Raw genomic sequence first — 19482 nt, 5'->3', positions numbered from 1 at the left:
AGTTATTTCTATCGAGCTTGTCATTTCGAGCTTGTCGAGAAATCTAAAAAATCTTATAATAAGAAAGCAGTAGACTTTACTACTTTCTCTTTTTAGACAACATTTCCAAATAAAATTTCTCCACTTTGGTTCTAGCCCAAGGTGTTCTCCTTAAAAATTTTAAACTAGATTTTACCGAAGGATCATGTGTAAAACACCTGATGTTGATGTTATATCCTAAATATTCCCAACCATAGTGAGCAACCAATTCGTTTATAATTTGTTCTAGTTTTACACCATGTAAAGGGTTATTGGGTTGTGTACTCATAACTGTTATTCCTGAGAAGGCAAGAATCTTATTAATTTTATTTATTTACAAGTGCTAATATTTTCACTGCCTTTTCAAAATGATCTAACTTATTTGTCATAATCCACCATGTAGCAGCTTCCATTAGTAATTCTGGATTATCATTTTTATTTGCAAAAAAGGCATAAAATGATAAACCTACATTTTCGCCTTTTTGCTGTATTTTTTGATTACATACTTTAATTATTTTATTCTTTAAAGTGTCTGTCATTTGTTTTCTTAATTTCTGTTTCTTCTAGAATTTCTATTTCTACTGTTAGCATTAGGCTTGTTTCCTTCTTTTTTATTCGAATTATTTCTTCCTTTTGCCTTTGTATTTCTAGATCCTGATTTTCTATTTCTTCCTTGTCCTTGTTTTTTAGGTGCATTTGGCTCGTTAGGATCAGGCTCAAAACCTTCAGGTGTTTCCGAAGGTATTTTTATACCAACTAATTTTTCAATATCACGTAAATAACCAAGTTCTTCGGTACATACTAAAGAAAGCGCTTCTCCTTTTGCTCCAGCACGACCTGTTCTACCTATTCTATGCACATAATCTTCAGAAATATTAGGTATTTCATAATTGACAACATGTGGTAATAAAGGAATATCTAATCCTCTGGCAGCAATGTCTGTAGCTACTAAAACATTTACTTTTCCACTTTTAAATCCAGCTAAAGCTTTGGTTCTGGCTCCTTGACTTTTATTTCCGTGTATAGCAGCAGCAGGAATATTTGCTCCAATTAATTTTTTAGTAAGGTTGTTTGCACCATGTTTGGTACGTGTAAAAACTAAAACTTGATCCCATTGCCCATCAATAATCAACTTTAACAATAAAGCCGCTTTTTTAGCTTTAGCAACACGGTATATTTTTTGGTTAATAGCATCTACCGTTGTGTTTTCTGGAGTAGCTTCTACTTGCGCAGGATTATGAAGTATTCCGTTTGCCAGTTTTTTTATGTCTTTGCTAAAGGTTGCCGAAAACATTAAATTTTGTCTTTTAGCAGGCATTAATTTCATGACACGCTCAATGTCTCTTAAAAATCCCATGTCTAGCATTCTATCTGCTTCGTCTAAAACAAATATTTCTATACGTTTTAAAGATAGTAAGCCTTGGCTTTCTAAATCTAACAAACGTCCAGGAGTTGCTACTAAAACATCAATACCTTGGCGTATTGTTGCTACCTGTGGTTTTTGGTTTACACCACCAAAAATTACAGCAGATCTAATATTTAAAAATTCACTGTATTCTCTTACGTTAGTATATACTTGCGCAGCTAATTCTCTGGTAGGAGTTAAAATTAAAGCACGAATAGGTCTGTATTTTTCTTTCGGATTTTCAGAAAGAAGATGTAATAAGGGTAAGGTAAAACCTGCTGTTTTTCCGGTTCCTGTTTGTGCAGATGCCAAAACATCAACTCCTAATAATACAGGAGGAATTGCTTTTTGTTGAATTGGACTTGGAGTAGTGTATCCTTTTTTTTGGATAGCTTTCAATAAGGCTTCAGATAAGCCTAAAGATTTAAATGACATATAGTAATTGTTAAATGACAAATTATATATGCCATTTGTAATAAGTTGCAAAGGTACGTTTTAATTATTTGTTGTAGCTGTTTATTTTTTAGTATAAACTTGGTTTTCTTGCTCTGCAACACGAATAAAAGTAGTTCTTTTAGTAAGTTCTTTTAATCGGGATGCGCCAACATAAGTACATGTGCTTCTTAAACCACCAAGAATGTCTTGTAAGGTATTTTCCACTTTTCCTTTAAATGGTACTGTAACTGTTTTTCCTTCGCTGGCTCTATATTCGGCAACACCACCAACATGTTTTTGCATGGCAGTTTGAGAGCTCATACCATAAAATTGTTTGAATTGCTTTCCGTTTTCTTCTATTAATTCACCACCAGATTCTTCATGACCAGCTAGCATACCACCAAGCATTACAAAATCTGCTGCAGCACCAAAAGCTTTCGCTATATCTCCAGGAATAGCACATCCTCCATCACTAATAATATGACCACCTAAACCATGTGCAGCATCTGCACACTCTATAATTGCTGATAGTTGCGGATAACCTACACCTGTTTTTACACGCGTAGTACAAACACTTCCTGGACCAATACCAACTTTAATAATATCTGCACCAGAGAGTAGTAATTCTTCTACCATTTCGCCAGTAACTACATTACCAGCAATTATTACTTTATCAGGATATTTTGCTCTAGTACGTTTTACAAAATCTACAAAATGCTCTGAGTAGCCATTAGCAACATCAATACAAATAAATTTATAATTAGGGTTTATGTTAAAAATGGCAGCTAGTTTTTCTGCATCTTTTTTTCCTGTTCCAGTACTAATTGCAATATAATCTGCAATGTTTTCTGGTGCATTTTTGGTGAAATTTTCCCATTCTGCAATAGTATAATGTTTGTGTATTGCAGTAAATAATCCTTTTTTACTTAATGCTAAAGCCATTTCAAAAGTACCAACAGTATCCATATTAGCAGCCATAATTGGTATGCCAGTATAAACGGTTTTACTATTTAAAAATTTAAATTCTTGCTGTAAAGATACTTGTGATCTGCTTTTTAATGTAGAACGTTTTGGTCTTATCATTACATCTTTAAAGCCTAGTTTAATATCATATTCTATTCGCATTGGTAGTAAAATTTTTGGATTACTTGTAAATGTAAATGATATTCTATTGCTGTAAAAAAGAAATGTCTTTAAGGTGTGAATTAATTGTTAACAAGTGTTGATAGTTGTTTTTTTATATATAAAGTATAATTAAAAAGCTTGTAGAAACAATTGTTTTGTTTAATTATTTGATTTAACGTATTGGTAGTGAGCTTTTTGTGGTATTTTAGTAGTGTAGATGCTTATTAAGGTTTGCTAAATAAAAGGAGTTAATATGAAAACAGATAAAAGTATAGTTAATGCCTACATCACCAAAGGAGAAACAAAAAAGGCTATAACCTATTTGTTTGAAGTTATTGATAAAGATCATACACACTATCCTGACTTAGTAAATATATCATCTAGGTTTAATAGGTTTACTAAAGAGAAGCAAAATGGCATTTTAGACGATAATTATTATACTTTAGAGATTAATAAAATAAACCTTTTGTTGGTGAATTTTGGAGAAGAAGAAGTTGAATTACCAATATTTAAAAAAGAGAAAACGTATGGAAAATATATGCTAGGGTTTATTATTCTTGTTATTGTTTTAGGAATAGGATTATGGTATATAAATTTCAACACAAAAAAATCTATAAATACAATAATTGAAAAGAGTAGTAAGTTAGGAGTAGAGAAAGAGATAAAACCACCATCTAAAAAAAAAGAAGTAAATATATTTCCGTTAACCATAGACTATTTTATTGGTGACTATACTGGAGGCAATTTAACCATAGGAAATAATACAGAACATATTGTTTTAATAAAGAATTTGAAAGTTATTTGGGATTATAGTGAATGTCTTTCGTTTAAGCAACCAATAGCTGCTCTTGTTGTAGTTGAATACAATTATAAAATAGATTTAACCAAATCTAAAGGTGAAAAAATAATAGATAAAAGAGAATTTAAATATAGTAAAGGAGAAATTGAAAAATTTAATATTGATATTAAATATCCCGATACAGGTGTTTATACTATTTGGGTTGGTTTTGAATATAAAATATTTGGAAATGATTCTTGGCAAGATTATAAATCACAAAAAGATATCATTGAAAAATGTAGTAAATTGTAGCAAGATGTTTTCTAAATTTAAATTAGCAAGAGATACAAGAGATAATCTTCTAGTATAATCAAAAAAATCTAAAAATAATAAACCTCACGAAGTCGCTTTGGGTAACTGTCTCGTGAGGTTTTGTTTTAATTTAAGATTAGCTAGTTCTTCTAGTAAGCTTTTCTTGTTTTATGGTTTTACCATCTTTTTTATAGTAGTAAAAATCATCGTTGTTATAATCATTATGGTTATTATCCCAATCATTATGTAAATCATAATTAAACACATTATGTCCTTGGTTGCTGAAGTTAACATGACCTGTCATTGCTATTACGTTCCCGTATCTATCATAACGTATTTGTAAACCACCAACTTGTGTTAACATACCTTGTCTGTTATAATTTATATATACAGAACCTAAACGTTTTACTTGTCCTTCTCGGTTATAGTTAACAAATACATTACCAATTCTTCGTACTTTACCATTGCTATCATGGGTTACTATTACTCCTGGGTTTGGTATGCTTGAAGCAGTATATGTTACCCTAGTTCCAGGAGCTCCAAAAGTAGTATTTACCGTTCTTGTTCTGGTATTTGTTCTAGAGTTAGTACGCGTGTTTGTTGTTCTGTAATAGGCGTCTCCTTGCGTGTAGTCTAGATTGGTATTAAAATCAAAACTTCCGTCAGGAAAAATTAAAAATTCTACACCACGTTCTACAAACTGGATTGGTTGTATAAAGCTGTAGCGTGAATTATTTAAATCTTCACCTTGTTTTTGTGTGGCAGTAATTTTTTCTGCTGCTGTTACAGATGTTAATGTCATTAACACTCCTGTATATAATAGTACTAATTTTTTCATAGTTTTGAGGTATTAGATTATGCCTACTCATTTAGCTTTTCGGCTTACGCTATTTGTATTGTAAGTTTCAATTGTCGTGCCAAAAATGTATTAATCTGTTATTCAGGTTTTTAGTCGCTGTATTTTATTGGTTACTTTTTTATATTTTTATAGAAACCAACTATAATTATGCCTGTACAATTAAAAGATTGCAAGAACTGCGAAAAACCTTTTGATGAAGCTTATGAATTTTGTCCGCATTGTGGACAAAAAGATAAAGACGATTTAACTTTAGGTCTTTTATTTTACAACACAATAAGTAATTACTTTTCTTTTGATGCTCGATTTTTTAAAAGTTTTTTCCCGTTACTATTTAAACCAGGTTATTTAGCCGAAAAATTTATAGCAGGAAAGCGTTTGTTGTATTTACATCCTGCGCAAATGTATTTGTTTGTAGCCATTGTATTTTTCTTTTTAAATTCTTTTAGAGTGAACACTTGGTCTAATCAATTTGATACAGAAGTAGGAAAGGTTTTTAATACATTAAAAGAGATAGATACAAATACAGGAGATCGAGTTACAGATTCTCTTAACCTAATAGCGTTAACCAATAGAATACAACAAGATTCTATAGATAGAATAGAAGTTAAACAGGTTTTAGAAAATAATAAAATATACACAGGTTTTTCACAGAAGCAAATAGATTCTATAGTCGCTAGTGAAAATTTTAGAGCTGTAGATTATCCTTTTAATTTTACAAAAAAAATAGATTCTTTGATAGCTAAAAATGCTTCTAATACAATTATTTATAAAGAATTTGGACTTAAGGAAGAGGATGGTAAACTAAAAAAAAGATTATACGAACAAGGTTTAAAGTTTTATAAACAAAGACAAGCAGGTGGCATATTTCAAACCTTTTTTGATAAGGTGCCTATTGCCATGTTTTTTATCTTACCAATATTTGCATTAATACTAAAATTATTTTTTAGAAAAAGTGGAAGATATACACACCACTTGGTATTTAGTTTTTACTTTTTCTCCTTTTTATTTACTGTTTTTAGTCTTATATTAATCTTGAATCGTATTGTTGAAATTCCGGATTGGATAGATAAGCTAATCGTGATATCTACTTTTATATATCTTTTTATAGCTATTAAACATTTTTACAAACAAGGATGGTTTAAAAGCTATTTAAAAACTAGTTTTGTAACACTGTTATTTTTTCCTGTAGCATTAATTGCAGGATTTATAGTGCTAGGATTTGCTGTTATGATGTTTTAAAGTTTCTCTTTTAAATATTTTCCAGTAATGGAATCTTTTACTTTTACAATCTCTTCAGGAGTTCCTGTAGCTACTAGTTTTCCGCCAGTTTCTCCACCTTCAGGACCTAAATCTATAATATGATCTGCACATTTAATCAGTTCTATATTATGTTCTACTACAATAATAGAATGTCCTTTTTCTATTAAAGCGTAAAAGGATTTTAATAGTTTTTGAATATCATGAAAGTGTAATCCTGTAGTAGGTTCATCAAAAATAAAGAGCGCATTTTCTTGACGAGAACCTTTACCTAAAAAGGTAGCTAATTTAATACGTTGTGCTTCTCCACCAGAAAGGGTAGAAGAACTTTGCCCTAAAGTAACATACCCCAAACCAACATCTTGTAATGGTTGTAGTTTGGTTTGTATTTTTTTCTGCTCGTGAGCTTTAAAAAACGCGATAGCATCATCTATGGTAAGATTTAAAATATCATCGATACTTTTATTACCAAAAGTAACTTCTAATACTTCTTTTTTAAAACGTTTTCCTTTGCAGGTTTCACATTCTAAATGCACATCTGCCATAAATTGCATTTCAATAGTAACTTCTCCTTCTCCTTTACAAGTTTCACAACGTCCTCCATCTACATTAAAACTAAAATGCTTTGCAGCATAGTTTCGAATTTTACTTAATTTCTGACTTGCATATAAAGCACGAATATCATCATAAGCCTTTACATAAGTTACAGGGTTTGATCTTGAAGAACGACCAATAGGGTTTTGGTCTATAAACTCAATATGTTTTATGTTGGTGTAGTTTCCTTTTAGTTCTGTAAACTGTCCAGGTTTATCACCAAAACCAGTTAAGTGTTTTTGAATGGCTGGGAAGAGAATCTTTTTTACTAAGGTGCTTTTTCCGCTTCCGGAAACTCCTGTTACAACCGTAAGCATGTTTAGAGGAAAAGTTACATCAATATTTTTTAGATTGTTTTCTCTTGCGCCAAGAACTTGTACTTCATATTTAGAAGTTCTTCTTTTTTTAGGAACTTCAATTTTTAATTTTTCGTTTAAGTATTGTGCTGTTAAAGAATTAGATTTTAAAATATCTTTAAAAGTTCCTGTAGCAACCACATTACCACCAAAAGTTCCTGCTTCTGGACCTATATCAATAATTTCATCTGCTTCTTTCATGATATCTTCATCGTGTTCTACCACAATAACAGTGTTTCCTAAGTCACGAAGCGCTTTTAACACAACAATTAAGCGTTCTGTGTCTTTAGGATGCAAGCCAATACTTGGTTCGTCTAAAATATACATAGAACCAACCAAGCTACTACCTAAAGAAGTTGCAAGGTTAATACGTTGGCTTTCTCCACCAGAAAGGGAATTTGATTTTCTATTTAAAGTTAAATAGTCTAAACCTACATTTGATAAAAAGGAAAGTCTGCTATTAATTTCTTTTAAAAGTCTTTTAGCAACGGTTTCATCATACTCATTGAGTTCTAATTGTTTGAAAAAAATGGCTAATTTACGTAAAGGCATCTCTACTAAATCGGTAATAGTTGCTTCACTAATTTTAATATAATTGGCTTCTGCACGTAAACGTTTACCATTACAAACTTTACATTTTGTTTTTCCTCTGTAACGCGAAAGCATTACTCGGTTTTGAATTTTATAGGCTTTACTTTCTAGAGCTGCAAAGAAATCATTTAAACCCTCAAAATATTGGTTTCCTTCCCAAATTAATTGTTTGTGTTCTGGGCTTAATTCAAAATAAGGTTTGTGAATAGGAAAATTAAAATGGTGTGAGTTATTTACCAATTGGTCTTTGTACCAACTCATACTTTCTCCTCTCCAAGGAAAAATAGCATTTTCATATATTGAAAGTGCTGTGTTTGGTATTACTAAATCTTCATCTATACCAATAACATCTCCATAACCTTCACATTTTGGGCAAGCTCCATACGGATTATTAAAACTAAATAAATGTACGTTTGGTTCTAAAAACGAAATACCATCTAGTTCAAATTTATTACTAAAATGACGTTGTTTATTATTGCTAAGTGTTTCTATAAAACATTCGCCTTTTCCTTCAAAAAATGCTGTTTGTGTGGCATCTGCTAGTCGGTTATAAAAGTCTTCATCGTCTTTGGTAATAATTCTATCTACTACCAAGAAAATATCTTTTACATTTTCTTTAATGTCTTGTGTTTCGTCTAAACGAATAATTTGCTCCTTTACTTTAATTCTGGCGTATCCTTGCTGGTTTAAAACCTTTAGTTTGTCTTGTAATTCTCTTCCTTCTTCTAAATGAATAGGAGCCAGGAGTAATAGTTTTTCGCCTTCAGCAAATGATTTTACATATTTAATAACATCTGCAACGGTATCTTTTTTTACTTCATTTCCAGATTTTGGAGAATAAGTTTTACCAATTCTTGCAAATAAAAGTTTTAAATAATCATAAATTTCTGTGGTAGTACCAACCGTAGAACGCGGATTGGTAGAATTTACTTTTTGCTCAATAGCAATAGCAGGAGCAATACCTTTTATATAATCTACTTTAGGTTTGTTAAGTCTTCCTAAAAACTGTCTAGCATAACTAGATAAGCTCTCTACATAGCGTCTTTGGCCTTCTGCATACAAGGTGTCAAAAGCTAAACTAGATTTACCAGAACCAGATAAACCTGTAATTACTACTAATTTATTTCTTGGTATTACTACATCAATATTTTTAAGGTTATGCAATTTTGCACCTTTTATTATGATATTTGTTTTAGGATTTACTTTAGAAATATTAGTATTCATACGCTTTTAAAAGGAATAATCTTGCAAAGATACTATAACTAGTTCAGCTTATAAAATAGATTATTGTGTAAATAAATGTTAAAAAAAACATTTAATTTTTTGCATTTTAGGAATGATTGTTGTTATATTTGACTCATTCAATACTATTTAACTTAAATTATAGCATATAGCATAACATTACTTTTTTAAATTTTTAACCCCAAGCATAAGAAGGATTCCTTCTGTGTAAAAAAGTAATCATTATGCAAAAAGAGCTAATAACCGACGCTTCTCTTGTTAGTAACTACATTCAAGGAGATGAAAACGCACTAGAAATTTTAATTACTAGGCACAAACAACGAATTTACAGTTTTATATACTCTAAAGTATATGATAAAGATATTGCTGAAGATATTTTTCAGGATACTTTTATTAAGGTAATACGTACTTTAAAACGAGGTTCTTATAATGAAGAAGGTAAATTTTTACCATGGGTTATGCGTATTTCTCATAACTTAGTAATAGATCATTTTAGAAAAAGCAACAGAATGCCCAAATTTAGCAATAGTGGTGAATTTAGTATTTTTTCTGTATTAAGTGATTCTGCTTTAGATGCCGAAAAAACAATTATAAAAGAACAGGTAGAACGAGATGTTAGACGTGTAATGGATGAGTTACCTGAAGATCAAAAAGAGGTTTTGGTGATGCGTATGTATAATGATATGAGTTTTAAAGAAATCTCAGAAAAAACAGGTGTTAGTATAAATACAGCTTTGGGTAGAATGCGTTATGCATTAATAAACATGCGTAAAATTATTGATAAGCATAATATAATTTTGACAAATTAACAATAATATAAAATTAGTGACGTTAGTAAAGCATAACCAAAACATAATTTGATGGCAAAACTTTACTCTAAAAATTTAAAAAGTGAACAAATTAATATGAATCCTAAGACTGAAACAATAGATTTTCTTCTTAGTTATTCTAAATCTTTAAGCGTTTTAGATTACAATAATTTAAAATTTGAAACACTGCTTAACTAAACTTTAAAAGTCCTGATGAATCATCAGGACTTTTTTTTGTACTTAAAATTTTATCTATTTAGCGAAGATATAAGATAAGATTATTTGTTTTTAGCATAATATTCTTTTAAAACGCTACTTCTTCCAATGGTTTTAGTAATTATATCTTTTTCTAAATCCCAACCTCTAGCTGGTGAATATTCTCTACCATACCAAATAATTTGCAAGTGTAAATCATTCCAAAGCTCTTTTGGAAAAAGCCTTTTAGCATCTTTTTCGGTTTGTGCTACGTTTTTTCCGTTGGTTAAATTCCATCGATACATTAATCTATGAATGTGTGTGTCTACAGGAAATGCAGGAATATCAAAAGCTTGACTGAGCACGACACCAGCTGTTTTGTGTCCTACCGCAGGAAGTTCTTCTAAAGCTTCAAAACTTTTAGGTACAATACCATTGTGTTTTTCAATTAATATTTTTGATAAGCCGTAAATTCCTTTGCTTTTCATTGGAGATAAGCCACAAGGTTTTATAATTTCTTTAATTTCTTCTACAGAAAGTTTTACCATATCATAAGGGTTATCTGCTTTAGCAAATAGTAAAGGAGTAATTTTATTTACTCTTACATCTGTACATTGCGCAGAGAGCAAAACAGCTACTAATAAAGTATAAGGATCTTTATGGTCTAGAGGAACTGGTATTTCAGGATAGAGCTTGTTTAACGTTGTTATAACAAAATCTACTTTTTCTTGTTTAGTCATTATTGTATCTTTGATAGCAAAAATAAGAAATATGAAGACATTACAAGTAGGAGATACCGTTCCAAATTTTACAGTAAATAATCAAGATGGCCAAGCTATATCTTTAAGCGATTATAAAGGGAAGAAACTAATTGTTTTCTTTTACCCAAAAGCAAGTACTCCTGGTTGCACAGCAGAAGCTTGTAACTTACGTGATAACTATAAAGTTTTACAAGAACAAGGTTATGAATTACTTGGTGTAAGTGCAGATTCTGAAAAAAGACAAACTAATTTTAAAAACAAATATGAATTTCCTTTTCCTTTACTAGCAGATGAAGAGAAAGAAGTTATTAATGCTTTTGGTGTTTGGGGAGAAAAGAAATTTATGGGAAAAGTTTATGATGGTATTCATAGAAAAACTTTTATAGTAGATGAAAATGGAGTAGTAGCACGAGTGATTGATAAAGTAAAAACAAAAGATCACGCAGCACAGATTTTAGAATCTTAAAACATAAACAATAAAAAAAGCGACTATTTTAAATGGTCGCTTTTTTTATTGTTTTTACTACTATAGCTTATTTTTATTGGTCTTCACTAAATATCTCTTCGGTTTCGCAACTAAATAAGCTTTTTTCTTTTATAATTTTAGATACCCCTTCAGGAAGCATGCTTTCCCAACCAGTTTCACCATCTGCAATCATTTTTAAAACAGTTCTAGAAAAAACAGAAAGTATTTTAGGGTCATAATCTGTAATGTCTACTACTTTGCCATTGTATTTAAAGAATTTATACAATTCTTTCATTCTAGGGTGCACTTTTAAATCTTCACTAGTAGTTAAAGTACCGTTTTCATTTTCCATAGGATAAAGGTACACGCGTAAATCTTTAAAGAATAATTTACCAAATGCTTCTAAAATCCCTCCACTTAAATGGCGATAATATTTTTCGTCAAAAATATCTACAAGGTTATTAACTCCCATTGCAAGACCCATTCTAGCTTTAGAGTATTGTGAGAAGTACTCTACTAATTTATAATACTCTTGAAAGTTAGATATTAGTACGGTTTGACCAAGAGAACAAAGTAATTTTGCTCTATCCATAAAGTCTTGTTCGTCAATTTCTCCTTCTGCACGAAGGTTAGATAAAGTAATTTCAAAAACCACTTGCGTTTTAGATTCATCTACTTTATTTTCTTTAATGAACATGTCATAAGATTTATGGAACATATCCATATTTACCTTAGTAACAGGTCTAAAACTACCACGAAGTGCTAAAATATTCTTTTTATAAAGTACTCTAGCAGGTAATACATTATTGCCATCTGGAGCAAACATGACAGCATCTGTCATACCATTTTTCACCAGTTGTAAACTCATTAATCTATTATCTACATCTTCAAAAACAGGTCCAGAGAAATTGATAGTGTCAATTTCTAATTGGTCTTTATCTAAATGATCATATAAATATTTTAATAATTTTTTAGGTTCATTGTATTTATAGAAAGCACCATAAATAAGGTTTGTACCTAAAACACCTAAAGTTTCTTGTTGTAGTCTGGCATCGTTTTCTTTAAAACGTACATGCAGAATAATTTCATTATATTCTTGGTCTGGATCTATTTGGTATTTAATACCAACCCAGCCATGGCCTTTGTATTTTTTAGCAAAATCTATGGTTGCAACCGTATTTGCATAAGAGAAAAATAACTTGTTAGGATGAACATCACGCGTTAATCGTTCTTCCATCAATCTAACTTCATGATTTAACATCTTACGTAAACGTGCTTCTGTAACATAACGTTTATCATCTTCAATACCATAAATGGCATCACTAAATGCTTTATCATAAGCAGACATTGCTTTGGCTATTGTGCCAGAAGCGCCTCCTGCTCTAAAAAACTGGCGTACAGTTTCTTGTCCTGCACCTATTTCGGAAAAAGTTCCATAAATATTTTCGTTTAAGTTTATACGAAGTGCCTTTGTTTTTAATGAAGGTATTTCATCAAACTCTTTATCTCCCTTAATGGTTATTTCCATTTAATTTATTTGGTTTACTTGCTATTAAAACAAAGATATTAAATTAGTATACCAAACAAAAAAATAAACTTATTTTTGTTGATAAAATCTACTACAATTGAAAGTCATTTTTCTTGGTACAGGAACTTCTCAAGGTATTCCAGTTATTGGAAGCACACATCCTGTTTGTTTAAGTGCGGATAAAAAAGATAAAAGATTACGTGTATCTGTAATGATAAAGCACAATGATCGTGTTTATGTTATAGATTGTGGACCAGATTTTAGGCAACAAATGCTAAACCAAAATGCCAGTCAATTAGATGCTATTTTATTTACGCATGAGCATGCAGATCATACCGCAGGACTAGATGATATTAGACCCTTTTTTTTTAAACAAGGAGATATTCCTGTTTATGCACATAAAAGAGTGCTAAAATCACTTAGAAAAAGGTTTGATTATATTTTTGAAACCGAAAACAAATATCCAGGAGCACCAAGTGTAGAAGAAAATATAATAACCAATGCACCGTTTTTTATAGAGAACTTTAAAGTTACTCCTATTAATGGAATGCATAATATATTACAAGTATTTGGATTTAGGTTTAAAGATTTTGCCTATTTAACAGATATGAAAACGGTTGCTGAAAAAGAAATTGAAAAGTTACAAAATTTAGATGTTTTAGTAGTTAATGCTTTACGCGAAAAAGAACATTTATCTCATTTTAATTTAGAAGAAGCCTTAGCATTTATTGATAAGGTAAAACCTAAAAAAGCCTATTTAACACATATAAGTCATTGGCTAGGTTTTCATGAAGAGGTACAAAAAAAACTTCCTGAAAACGTTTATTTAGCTTATGATGGATTAACCCTTAACCTTTAATTACCTATTATTATGAAGAGTAAAATTTTTATGTATTTGTTTATTTTTACAGCATTACTTGTAGTGTTTCAATATGTAAATTCTAAAAATGTATTTGAAGCAGATAAAGCACAATTGGAAGGTTATGTAAAGAAAATGGAAAGATATAAAGACTCTATTACAGTTTTAGAAGATAAAGCTTTTGGTTTGTCTGAGTTTACACTTAACTATTCTGATGAAGCATTAAATTATATTGAAAAGCGTGGATATGAAAGTGATCAATTAATTGCGTTTATAGAAGAGTCACTTTATGATTTAAATGCACAAGAAGAAGGAAATCCGTTAGTGCCTTATGCAGCAATGTCTTCTGGAGGTAAAATGATTATTAATGCAATTCGTGTATTAAACCATAAATGGTTAATTTGTAATTTTAATGATGGCGAATATTGGGGCGAATTAATCTTGAAATATACCATAGGAGAGAATGGATCACTTACCTTTGAGGTGGTAGATTCATTATTATATCCTACCAATTAAATAACAAATAAAAAAAGACCATTAGTTTTAATGGTCTTTTTTTTATTAAAATTATAAGTATTTATATTTTATCTGTTAGCCACTCTTTTAAAGCGTAAAAGTTTTGTGGAGCAACACCATGACCTACAGGAAACTCGCTGTATTCATGTTTTATATGTAAAGATTTTAAAAATACAGGTGCTTTTCTAGCCCAATCTACAGGAATTACCTGGTCTACACTACCATGAGAACAGTAAAAATTAAGCTTTGAATACTCTTTAGTTTCTATATCATCAGGTAAAATTGCAGGATTAACATAACCACTTAAAGCAATAATATTATTTACTTTTTCAGGATAGGTAAGTGCCACTGCATAACTTAAAATAGTACCTTGACTAAACCCTAAAAGGGTTACATTATCTTTATTAACAGGGTACGCAGCTACTGCCTCATCTATAAATTTAGCTATTAAATCTCTTGATTGTTTTGCTTCTTCATCATCACTCCATTTTGCTCCAGTAGCATCAAAATTAATAGTATACCAAGCATTACCATAAGGTTGCATAGCTTGAGGTGCTCTTACAGAAATGATAAATAATTCTTCGGGTAGTTCGGTTGCAAAAGAAAACAGATCGTTTTCATCGCTTCCGTAGCCATGAAAAAGTATTAATAATGGTGCGTTTTCTTTTAAAGAAGATTCGCGAATTATATGATAAAGGGAAAGGTTTTGTGTTGTCATTGTTAATTAGAATCTGATTTACCAATATTAGCGAATAATTTTTGAAAAAAAGCTCCAACTAATGGTACTTGCTGTATTTTTCCAGAAATAGCAGAAGAAATACCATAAATAAATAATACCGCAAAACATAAATAGAAACTAGAACTTATTAACCAGCTATCAAAAGAAGAAATTACTCTTCCTAGTAATAAAAACATAATCCATAAGCCTAATCCTTGTCTAATATGAAAAGAAGAAAAATCGTTTTTTTTATCGTTGTTTAAAAAATAAGCTATAATAGGACCAAATATGGTTATATATGCTATAATAGCTAATTTTTTACCTTCTTGTATGGTTTGTTCTGTCATTAATTAAGAATCATTTTATTATTTGCAATAATACCATAAACACGTCCTTTTAAGGTGGTGTTTAAAAAGATACTATTGTTAGATTTTGAATGAATGTTTGATTTTTGAAAAGTATATTTAGTATTTGGGTTAAACAAAGTTGCGTTTATTTTATTGCCTTCTGCAATCACTGTATTTTCTAATCCAAATCTGTCTTTTCCTTTGGTTAAAAGACTTATTGCTTTTTTTGTAGAAAATAAAGTATTTAAAGCACCAAATGCACTTTCTAAACCAATGGTTCCGTAGCCTGCATAATCAAACTCAATATTTTTTAGTTCAATATTTAAAGGGTTATGGTCACTCGTAACCATGTCTATAGTTCCGTCTTTTACACCTTCAATTAAAGCGTCTACATCTTTTTGTATTCTTAAAGGAGGTTGTACTTTATAGTTGGTATCAAAATTGGTTAAAACATCGTCTGTAAAAAATAAGTTATGAATAGCAACACTACAACTTACATTTAATTTTTTCTTTTTTGCTTCTCTAATAAGTGCTACAGCTTCTGCAGTAGAAATGGTTGGAATATGTAATTTACCGTTAGTGTATTCTAATAAAAATAAATCACGAGCTACTTGCAAAGCTTCAGCAAGATTAGGATTTCCTTTTAAACCTAGAGTAGTACTGGTAATGTTTTCATTTACTACGCCATTTCTGCTAATAGTATTATCTTGCGGATAGGAGTACACCAATCCATCAAAATTGCTAGCATATTGTAATGCAATTTTTAGCATATTGGCATTTGCAATAGGTTTTTTATAATCTTGATAAGCACAAGATCCAGCATTTTTCATATCAAACAGTTCTGCAAGATGTTCGCCTTTACTAGCATTGGTTAATGCACCAATAGGTAATAAGGTTACAGCGTGATTTTGCGCTTTACTTTTTACAAAGGCAATATCAGCGCTAGTGTCTAAAACAGGATGTGTATTGGCATTCATTGCAACGGTTGTAAAACCAGAAAGAGCAGCAGCTTGTAAACCATTGTTTATAGTTTCTCTATCTTCAAAACCAGGTTCACCAAAACAAACGCTACTATCAAACCATCCTTGTGATAGGTGTAAATTTTCTAGAGAGATTTCCTTGTAGTCTTTTATATTTTTAATGTTTTTAGCAATTTTGCTAATCACACCATTTTCTATTAAAATATCTTGAACCGTATTATGAAACTCACTTTTAGAGTCTATAATAGTTGCAGATTTTAAGATTACGTTCATTTAAAATATTTTAAGATAAGCATTTCAATAATTAAAAATACCAATGCAAAAATAACAAACCATTTCCATAGCTCGTTAATTTTAGAGTCACTTTTTAAGGTATTAAATAATTGGGTTATTGAATCACTTGTGGTTATATCTTTAAGCTTGCTAATGTCTTGATATACCAAATTACTTTCGGTTCTATCCAAATTATAGCTTACGTTTTCTATATGTTCGGTTTTATTATTTATAGAGTATATTCCTGCTTCGTTTGGTGTTTCATTGGTAACTATAGAAACTTTATTATTAAAATATTGTTGTTGCGGAATGGTGCTTATTTCGTCTTTTACTAAAGATAAAATTCCATCTTGTTTTAGTGTAACAGCAACATCATATTTGTTTTCTTTTCCAATGGTATAATATAAATTTGGAACTTGTAAACTGTATTTTGCAATATTATAAAAGGTAGGAACAATTAAGGGCGAATTTGTGAAATTAGAAAGCTTACTATTTAAAGCCGAAGCAAAAACAAATACATTTTTGTTATTGGTTAAAAAGGGTTTTGCATCTTCAAATTGCAATATTTTAGAAGCATTTTCGGTTTGAAATGTATAATAGCTATTTACTTTTGGATATTGAAAATTAGCCACACGTTTATCAAAAACATTAGTATATAAAGGATGCGAATAATTAATAGTAGTTATTTTTTTTTCGGAAGCATTTTTGGCATTATAAGCCAATTTATACTGTACTAATAAATTGTTGTAAGAGGAAAGCGTAATATCTTCATTAGGAATTACAATTAAGAATCCTCCATTACTTGTAAAGGCATTAAGCGCAGTAGATAGCGCGTTAGGTATTTCTTTTAATTCGTTTAAAATAATAAGGTTTTGTTTGTCGAAAACGCTATAATTTAATTGATTAAGTTTGGTGCTTGTATAATGGAACTCACTTTCTGTAAAAATTCTTTTTAAATAAGTAGCGTTGGTATTATCAATACTCAGTACATTAATTTTTGCTGCTTTATTTATATTAAAAAATAGGCTGTTATCAAATTGCAGTTGTGTGTCTTCAATAGTAATTTCTCCATTTATACTAGTATTGCTAGGTAAGGTAAAATTGGTAATTGTTTCGCCTTGTAGAGCAACTGCTGTTTTAGCAATTAGGTTTCCGTTATTTAATAAGGAAACAGGAATGTTATCTATAGCAATTCCTGTGTTTTTTAAGCGTACACTTATATCTACATTAGTTGCGCTAGTGTTAGAAATATATACACTATCAATAGAAATATTATTGGTGTTTACTGGTTTTAAAGCAACAGCATGTACATTTATTAATGAATCTGTTTTTAATTGAAAACGGTTTTCTTTTTCTTGAAAATCAGATACAAAAATCAAGTTTTTAATACTATTTGTGTTTTTACTAAAAAGGGTCTTGCTTTTTAATAAAACAGCATCATAATTTAATTGGTTTGCAGCATAATCTAGCTGTAGCAAATCATTTTTAATGGCTTTTATACTTGTGTTTTTAAAGCTTTGATTGTTGGTAATAATAGATATGTTTTGGTCTTTAGGAACTTCTGTAATGATATCTTGTATTGCTCTTTTAAATAGTTCGCCTTGTGTACCTTTTGCTTGTAAGCTAAAGCTATTATCTAAATAAATAACCGTTTCTGTTTTTGTAGTAAAATTATTGGTTTTAGAAGTATAAGGTTGCGCAAAAGCAAAAATTGCTGCAGCTAATAAAAGCAATCTGGTAAGTAAGACTAGCCATTTTTTTATAATGGCACTTTTACGTGTTTGTAAGTTAACTTGTTTTAAAAAAGCAACGTTGGTAAATTTTTCTGTTTGAAATTTACGAAGCTGAAATAAATGAACAATAATAGGAATGAGCAGTGCAAATAAAGCGTAAAGAATTTCTGGATGTTTAAACTGCATATTGTTTTAGATTGGTCAAAGATAGAAAATGATTATGAATTTAAAAGTAATTTATTTTTGTTTTAACAAAAGAAAAAATAATCAATCATAGATTGCATTTTATGGGTTTTAAAGTATTCTTTAATTTCTTGCTGTGCATGATTGTTAGCAACTGTAACAATACATTGTGGATTTTTAATTTGTTTTAAGTAATTAAAATTATGTAATTCTTTTTGGTAAATATGTTTGCCAATTTTTTTGTTATTATCACAAATCCAATAAAACGGAATTTCTTTTAGTAGTAAAGCCTTCGCTATATTTTTTCCTTTGGTTCCTGCTCCCCAAATGGTTAATGGTCTAGAAGCATTATAATCAAGCTCTAAAAAATAATGCAACTTAATATCTAGAAAGTAATTTTGAGCATAGTGTTCATGCGTTCTAGAAGTTCTGGTACTATAATCACGCCATTGATGCAATACTTGATTACAAGGAATACATTTAAAGGCATGCTTATAAAACCTAAAGGTTAAATCATAATCTTCAGGATAGCGATTTGGGTTAAAAGCATTAGCTGCTATAAAATCCTCACGATGTAGCATCCAACAAGGTGAAGGGATTACACATTCTTTATATATTTCAGAATAATTATTTCCTTTTATAGTTAAGTTATTTAACCAAGTTTCATATCTAGCATAACCATTACTAATTCCTTCGTTACTAAAATATTGTACCATTCCAACAGCAACATGTTGTTTTCCATGTTTTTGCAAGCTACTAAGCATGGTTTTTAATTTATCTTGATGCATAATATCATCACTATCCATTCTGGTAATATAAGTTCCTGTACTATTTTTAAAAGCAAGCCTAAGTGCATCTATAATGCCTTTACCATTATTTTTTAAAAGTTTAATTCTAGAATCTGTTTTAGCATAGCTTTCTACAAGAGTATAGCTCGCATCTGTAGAGCTATCATCTATAATAATTAATTCCCAATTGGTATAACTTTGATTTCTTATAGAGTTTAAACAATCTGCTAAGTATAGTTGCGTGTTTTTAAAAGGAGTAAGAATGCTAATAAGAGGTTCTTGCATGAAGCGAATTATAGTTTTTAAATTAAAAAAGTAAAAAGTTTAATTTGTTATTCTTACCATGGTAGAAAT

19 protein-coding genes are annotated in these 19482 nt (G+C 30.1%); 6 read left to right on the top strand and 13 right to left on the bottom strand.

Going from position 1 to position 19482, the window contains the following annotated elements; translation table 11 throughout:
• Nucleotides 1–79: 79 nt before the first annotated feature.
• The 4 genes from KO494_RS03950 to KO494_RS03935 form a co-directional block, all read right to left on the bottom strand.
• Nucleotides 80–307 carry a VF530 family DNA-binding protein gene (locus tag KO494_RS03950; protein WP_215966300.1) on the bottom strand — a complete coding sequence of 76 codons (228 nt, stop codon included), beginning with the start codon at nucleotides 305–307 and terminating at the stop codon, nucleotides 80–82.
• A 37-nt stretch (nucleotides 308–344) separates the two neighbouring features.
• Complete coding sequence (locus KO494_RS03945) at nucleotides 345–557, bottom strand: DUF6500 family protein (protein ID WP_215966299.1); 213 nt, start codon at nucleotides 555–557, stop codon at nucleotides 345–347.
• A gap of 8 nt (nucleotides 558–565) precedes the next feature.
• Entirely contained in the window at nucleotides 566–1858 is a 1293-nt protein-coding gene (locus tag KO494_RS03940; RefSeq protein ID WP_215966298.1) for a DEAD/DEAH box helicase, read from the bottom strand.
• Between the two features lie 81 nt (nucleotides 1859–1939).
• Nucleotides 1940–2983 (bottom strand): GMP reductase, encoded by a 1044-nt coding sequence (locus tag KO494_RS03935; protein ID WP_215966297.1) that lies wholly within the window; start codon nucleotides 2981–2983, stop codon nucleotides 1940–1942.
• 253 nt (nucleotides 2984–3236) lie between these two features.
• On the opposite strand from KO494_RS03935, the gene KO494_RS03930 reads away from it, so the two are divergent.
• Nucleotides 3237–4073 (top strand): hypothetical protein, encoded by an 837-nt coding sequence (locus tag KO494_RS03930; protein ID WP_215966296.1) that lies wholly within the window; start codon nucleotides 3237–3239, stop codon nucleotides 4071–4073.
• Between the two features lie 136 nt (nucleotides 4074–4209).
• On the opposite strand, the gene KO494_RS03925 is transcribed toward KO494_RS03930, so the two are convergent.
• Nucleotides 4210–4911: a hypothetical protein gene (locus tag KO494_RS03925; RefSeq protein ID WP_215966295.1), complete on the bottom strand. Its 702-nt coding sequence runs from the start codon at nucleotides 4909–4911 to the stop codon at nucleotides 4210–4212.
• A 168-nt stretch (nucleotides 4912–5079) separates the two neighbouring features.
• On the opposite strand from KO494_RS03925, the gene KO494_RS03920 reads away from it, so the two are divergent.
• The gene (locus KO494_RS03920; protein ID WP_215966294.1) at nucleotides 5080–6171 is read left to right on the top strand and encodes a DUF3667 domain-containing protein; all 1092 of its coding nucleotides are present in this window, start codon (nucleotides 5080–5082) and stop codon (nucleotides 6169–6171) included.
• On the opposite strand, the gene uvrA is transcribed toward KO494_RS03920, so the two are convergent.
• Nucleotides 6168–8954, bottom strand: coding sequence for an excinuclease ABC subunit UvrA (gene uvrA / locus KO494_RS03915; protein WP_215966293.1), 2787 nt, complete (start codon nucleotides 8952–8954; stop codon nucleotides 6168–6170). The genes KO494_RS03920 and uvrA overlap by 4 nt on opposite strands.
• 242 nt (nucleotides 8955–9196) lie before the next feature.
• On the opposite strand from uvrA, the gene KO494_RS03910 reads away from it, so the two are divergent.
• Entirely contained in the window at nucleotides 9197–9781 is a 585-nt protein-coding gene (locus KO494_RS03910; protein ID WP_215966292.1) for an RNA polymerase sigma factor, read from the top strand.
• 278 nt (nucleotides 9782–10059) lie between these two features.
• Here KO494_RS03910 and nth read toward each other — a convergent pair whose 3' ends face one another.
• Nucleotides 10060–10716: an endonuclease III gene (nth, locus tag KO494_RS03905; RefSeq protein WP_215966291.1), complete on the bottom strand. Its 657-nt coding sequence runs from the start codon at nucleotides 10714–10716 to the stop codon at nucleotides 10060–10062.
• 31 nt (nucleotides 10717–10747) lie between these two features.
• On the opposite strand from nth, the gene bcp reads away from it, so the two are divergent.
• A complete protein-coding gene (bcp, locus tag KO494_RS03900) occupies nucleotides 10748–11203 on the top strand; it encodes a thioredoxin-dependent thiol peroxidase (protein WP_215966290.1) in 456 nt (151 codons plus the stop codon).
• Nucleotides 11204–11276: 73 nt separating this feature from the next.
• Here bcp and KO494_RS03895 read toward each other — a convergent pair whose 3' ends face one another.
• Nucleotides 11277–12731 carry a TonB-dependent receptor gene (locus KO494_RS03895; RefSeq protein WP_215966289.1) on the bottom strand — a complete coding sequence of 485 codons (1455 nt, stop codon included), beginning with the start codon at nucleotides 12729–12731 and terminating at the stop codon, nucleotides 11277–11279.
• 97 nt (nucleotides 12732–12828) lie between these two features.
• Between KO494_RS03895 and KO494_RS03890 the strand changes: the two genes are divergently transcribed.
• Complete coding sequence (locus tag KO494_RS03890; protein WP_215966288.1) at nucleotides 12829–13590, top strand: MBL fold metallo-hydrolase; 762 nt, start codon at nucleotides 12829–12831, stop codon at nucleotides 13588–13590.
• Nucleotides 13591–13602: 12 nt separating this feature from the next.
• Entirely contained in the window at nucleotides 13603–14106 is a 504-nt protein-coding gene (locus KO494_RS03885; RefSeq protein WP_252730301.1) for a hydrolase, read from the top strand.
• A gap of 61 nt (nucleotides 14107–14167) precedes the next feature.
• Here the strand turns inward: KO494_RS03885 and KO494_RS03880 are convergent, their stop codons facing one another.
• The 5 genes from KO494_RS03880 to KO494_RS03860 all read right to left on the bottom strand — a co-directional run bounded on the left by KO494_RS03880 (nucleotide 14168) and on the right by KO494_RS03860 (nucleotide 19413).
• Entirely contained in the window at nucleotides 14168–14824 is a 657-nt protein-coding gene (locus KO494_RS03880; protein WP_215966287.1) for an alpha/beta hydrolase, read from the bottom strand.
• A 2-nt stretch (nucleotides 14825–14826) separates the two neighbouring features.
• On the bottom strand, nucleotides 14827–15171 hold the full coding sequence (locus tag KO494_RS03875) for a hypothetical protein (RefSeq protein ID WP_215966286.1): 345 nt from the start codon (nucleotides 15169–15171) through the stop codon (nucleotides 14827–14829).
• Complete coding sequence (locus KO494_RS03870; protein WP_215966285.1) at nucleotides 15171–16424, bottom strand: dihydroorotase family protein; 1254 nt, start codon at nucleotides 16422–16424, stop codon at nucleotides 15171–15173. Before KO494_RS03870 ends, KO494_RS03875 begins: the two co-directional genes overlap by 1 nt.
• Nucleotides 16421–18343 (bottom strand): BatA domain-containing protein, encoded by a 1923-nt coding sequence (locus tag KO494_RS03865; RefSeq protein ID WP_215966284.1) that lies wholly within the window; start codon nucleotides 18341–18343, stop codon nucleotides 16421–16423. Before KO494_RS03865 ends, KO494_RS03870 begins: the two co-directional genes overlap by 4 nt.
• 62 nt (nucleotides 18344–18405) lie before the next feature.
• On the bottom strand, nucleotides 18406–19413 hold the full coding sequence (locus KO494_RS03860; protein ID WP_215966283.1) for a glycosyltransferase family 2 protein: 1008 nt from the start codon (nucleotides 19411–19413) through the stop codon (nucleotides 18406–18408).
• Nucleotides 19414–19482 lie beyond the last annotated feature (69 nt).

Source organism: Lacinutrix sp. C3R15 (genome assembly GCF_018860825.1).
In the GTDB taxonomy this organism is placed as follows: domain Bacteria; phylum Bacteroidota; class Bacteroidia; order Flavobacteriales; family Flavobacteriaceae; genus Oceanihabitans.
Note: the sequence above shows the minus strand (reverse complement) of the source record. Positions and strands in the feature narration are given on the sequence as shown.

What these genes read in the sequence shown, in the direction of transcription:
- KO494_RS03930 (WP_215966296.1), top strand. Translation starts at nt 3,237, where the DNA reads ATGAAAACAGATAAAAGTATAGTTAATGCCTACATCACCAAAGGAGAA.
- KO494_RS03860 (WP_215966283.1), bottom strand. Translation starts at nt 19,413, where the DNA reads ATGCAAGAACCTCTTATTAGCATTCTTACTCCTTTTAAAAACACGCAA.
- nth (WP_215966291.1), bottom strand. Translation starts at nt 10,716, where the DNA reads ATGACTAAACAAGAAAAAGTAGATTTTGTTATAACAACGTTAAACAAG.
- KO494_RS03945 (WP_215966299.1), bottom strand. Translation starts at nt 557, where the DNA reads ATGACAGACACTTTAAAGAATAAAATAATTAAAGTATGTAATCAAAAA.
- KO494_RS03935 (WP_215966297.1), bottom strand. Translation starts at nt 2,983, where the DNA reads ATGCGAATAGAATATGATATTAAACTAGGCTTTAAAGATGTAATGATA.
- KO494_RS03880 (WP_215966287.1), bottom strand. Translation starts at nt 14,824, where the DNA reads ATGACAACACAAAACCTTTCCCTTTATCATATAATTCGCGAATCTTCT.
- KO494_RS03865 (WP_215966284.1), bottom strand. Translation starts at nt 18,343, where the DNA reads ATGCAGTTTAAACATCCAGAAATTCTTTACGCTTTATTTGCACTGCTC.
- KO494_RS03895 (WP_215966289.1), bottom strand. Translation starts at nt 12,731, where the DNA reads ATGGAAATAACCATTAAGGGAGATAAAGAGTTTGATGAAATACCTTCA.
- uvrA (WP_215966293.1), bottom strand. Translation starts at nt 8,954, where the DNA reads ATGAATACTAATATTTCTAAAGTAAATCCTAAAACAAATATCATAATA.
- KO494_RS03885 (WP_252730301.1), top strand. Translation starts at nt 13,603, where the DNA reads ATGAAGAGTAAAATTTTTATGTATTTGTTTATTTTTACAGCATTACTT.
- KO494_RS03940 (WP_215966298.1), bottom strand. Translation starts at nt 1,858, where the DNA reads ATGTCATTTAAATCTTTAGGCTTATCTGAAGCCTTATTGAAAGCTATC.
- KO494_RS03950 (WP_215966300.1), bottom strand. Translation starts at nt 307, where the DNA reads ATGAGTACACAACCCAATAACCCTTTACATGGTGTAAAACTAGAACAA.
- bcp (WP_215966290.1), top strand. Translation starts at nt 10,748, where the DNA reads ATGAAGACATTACAAGTAGGAGATACCGTTCCAAATTTTACAGTAAAT.
- KO494_RS03925 (WP_215966295.1), bottom strand. Translation starts at nt 4,911, where the DNA reads ATGAAAAAATTAGTACTATTATATACAGGAGTGTTAATGACATTAACA.
- KO494_RS03870 (WP_215966285.1), bottom strand. Translation starts at nt 16,424, where the DNA reads ATGAACGTAATCTTAAAATCTGCAACTATTATAGACTCTAAAAGTGAG.
- KO494_RS03910 (WP_215966292.1), top strand. Translation starts at nt 9,197, where the DNA reads ATGCAAAAAGAGCTAATAACCGACGCTTCTCTTGTTAGTAACTACATT.
- KO494_RS03875 (WP_215966286.1), bottom strand. Translation starts at nt 15,171, where the DNA reads ATGACAGAACAAACCATACAAGAAGGTAAAAAATTAGCTATTATAGCA.
- KO494_RS03920 (WP_215966294.1), top strand. Translation starts at nt 5,080, where the DNA reads ATGCCTGTACAATTAAAAGATTGCAAGAACTGCGAAAAACCTTTTGAT.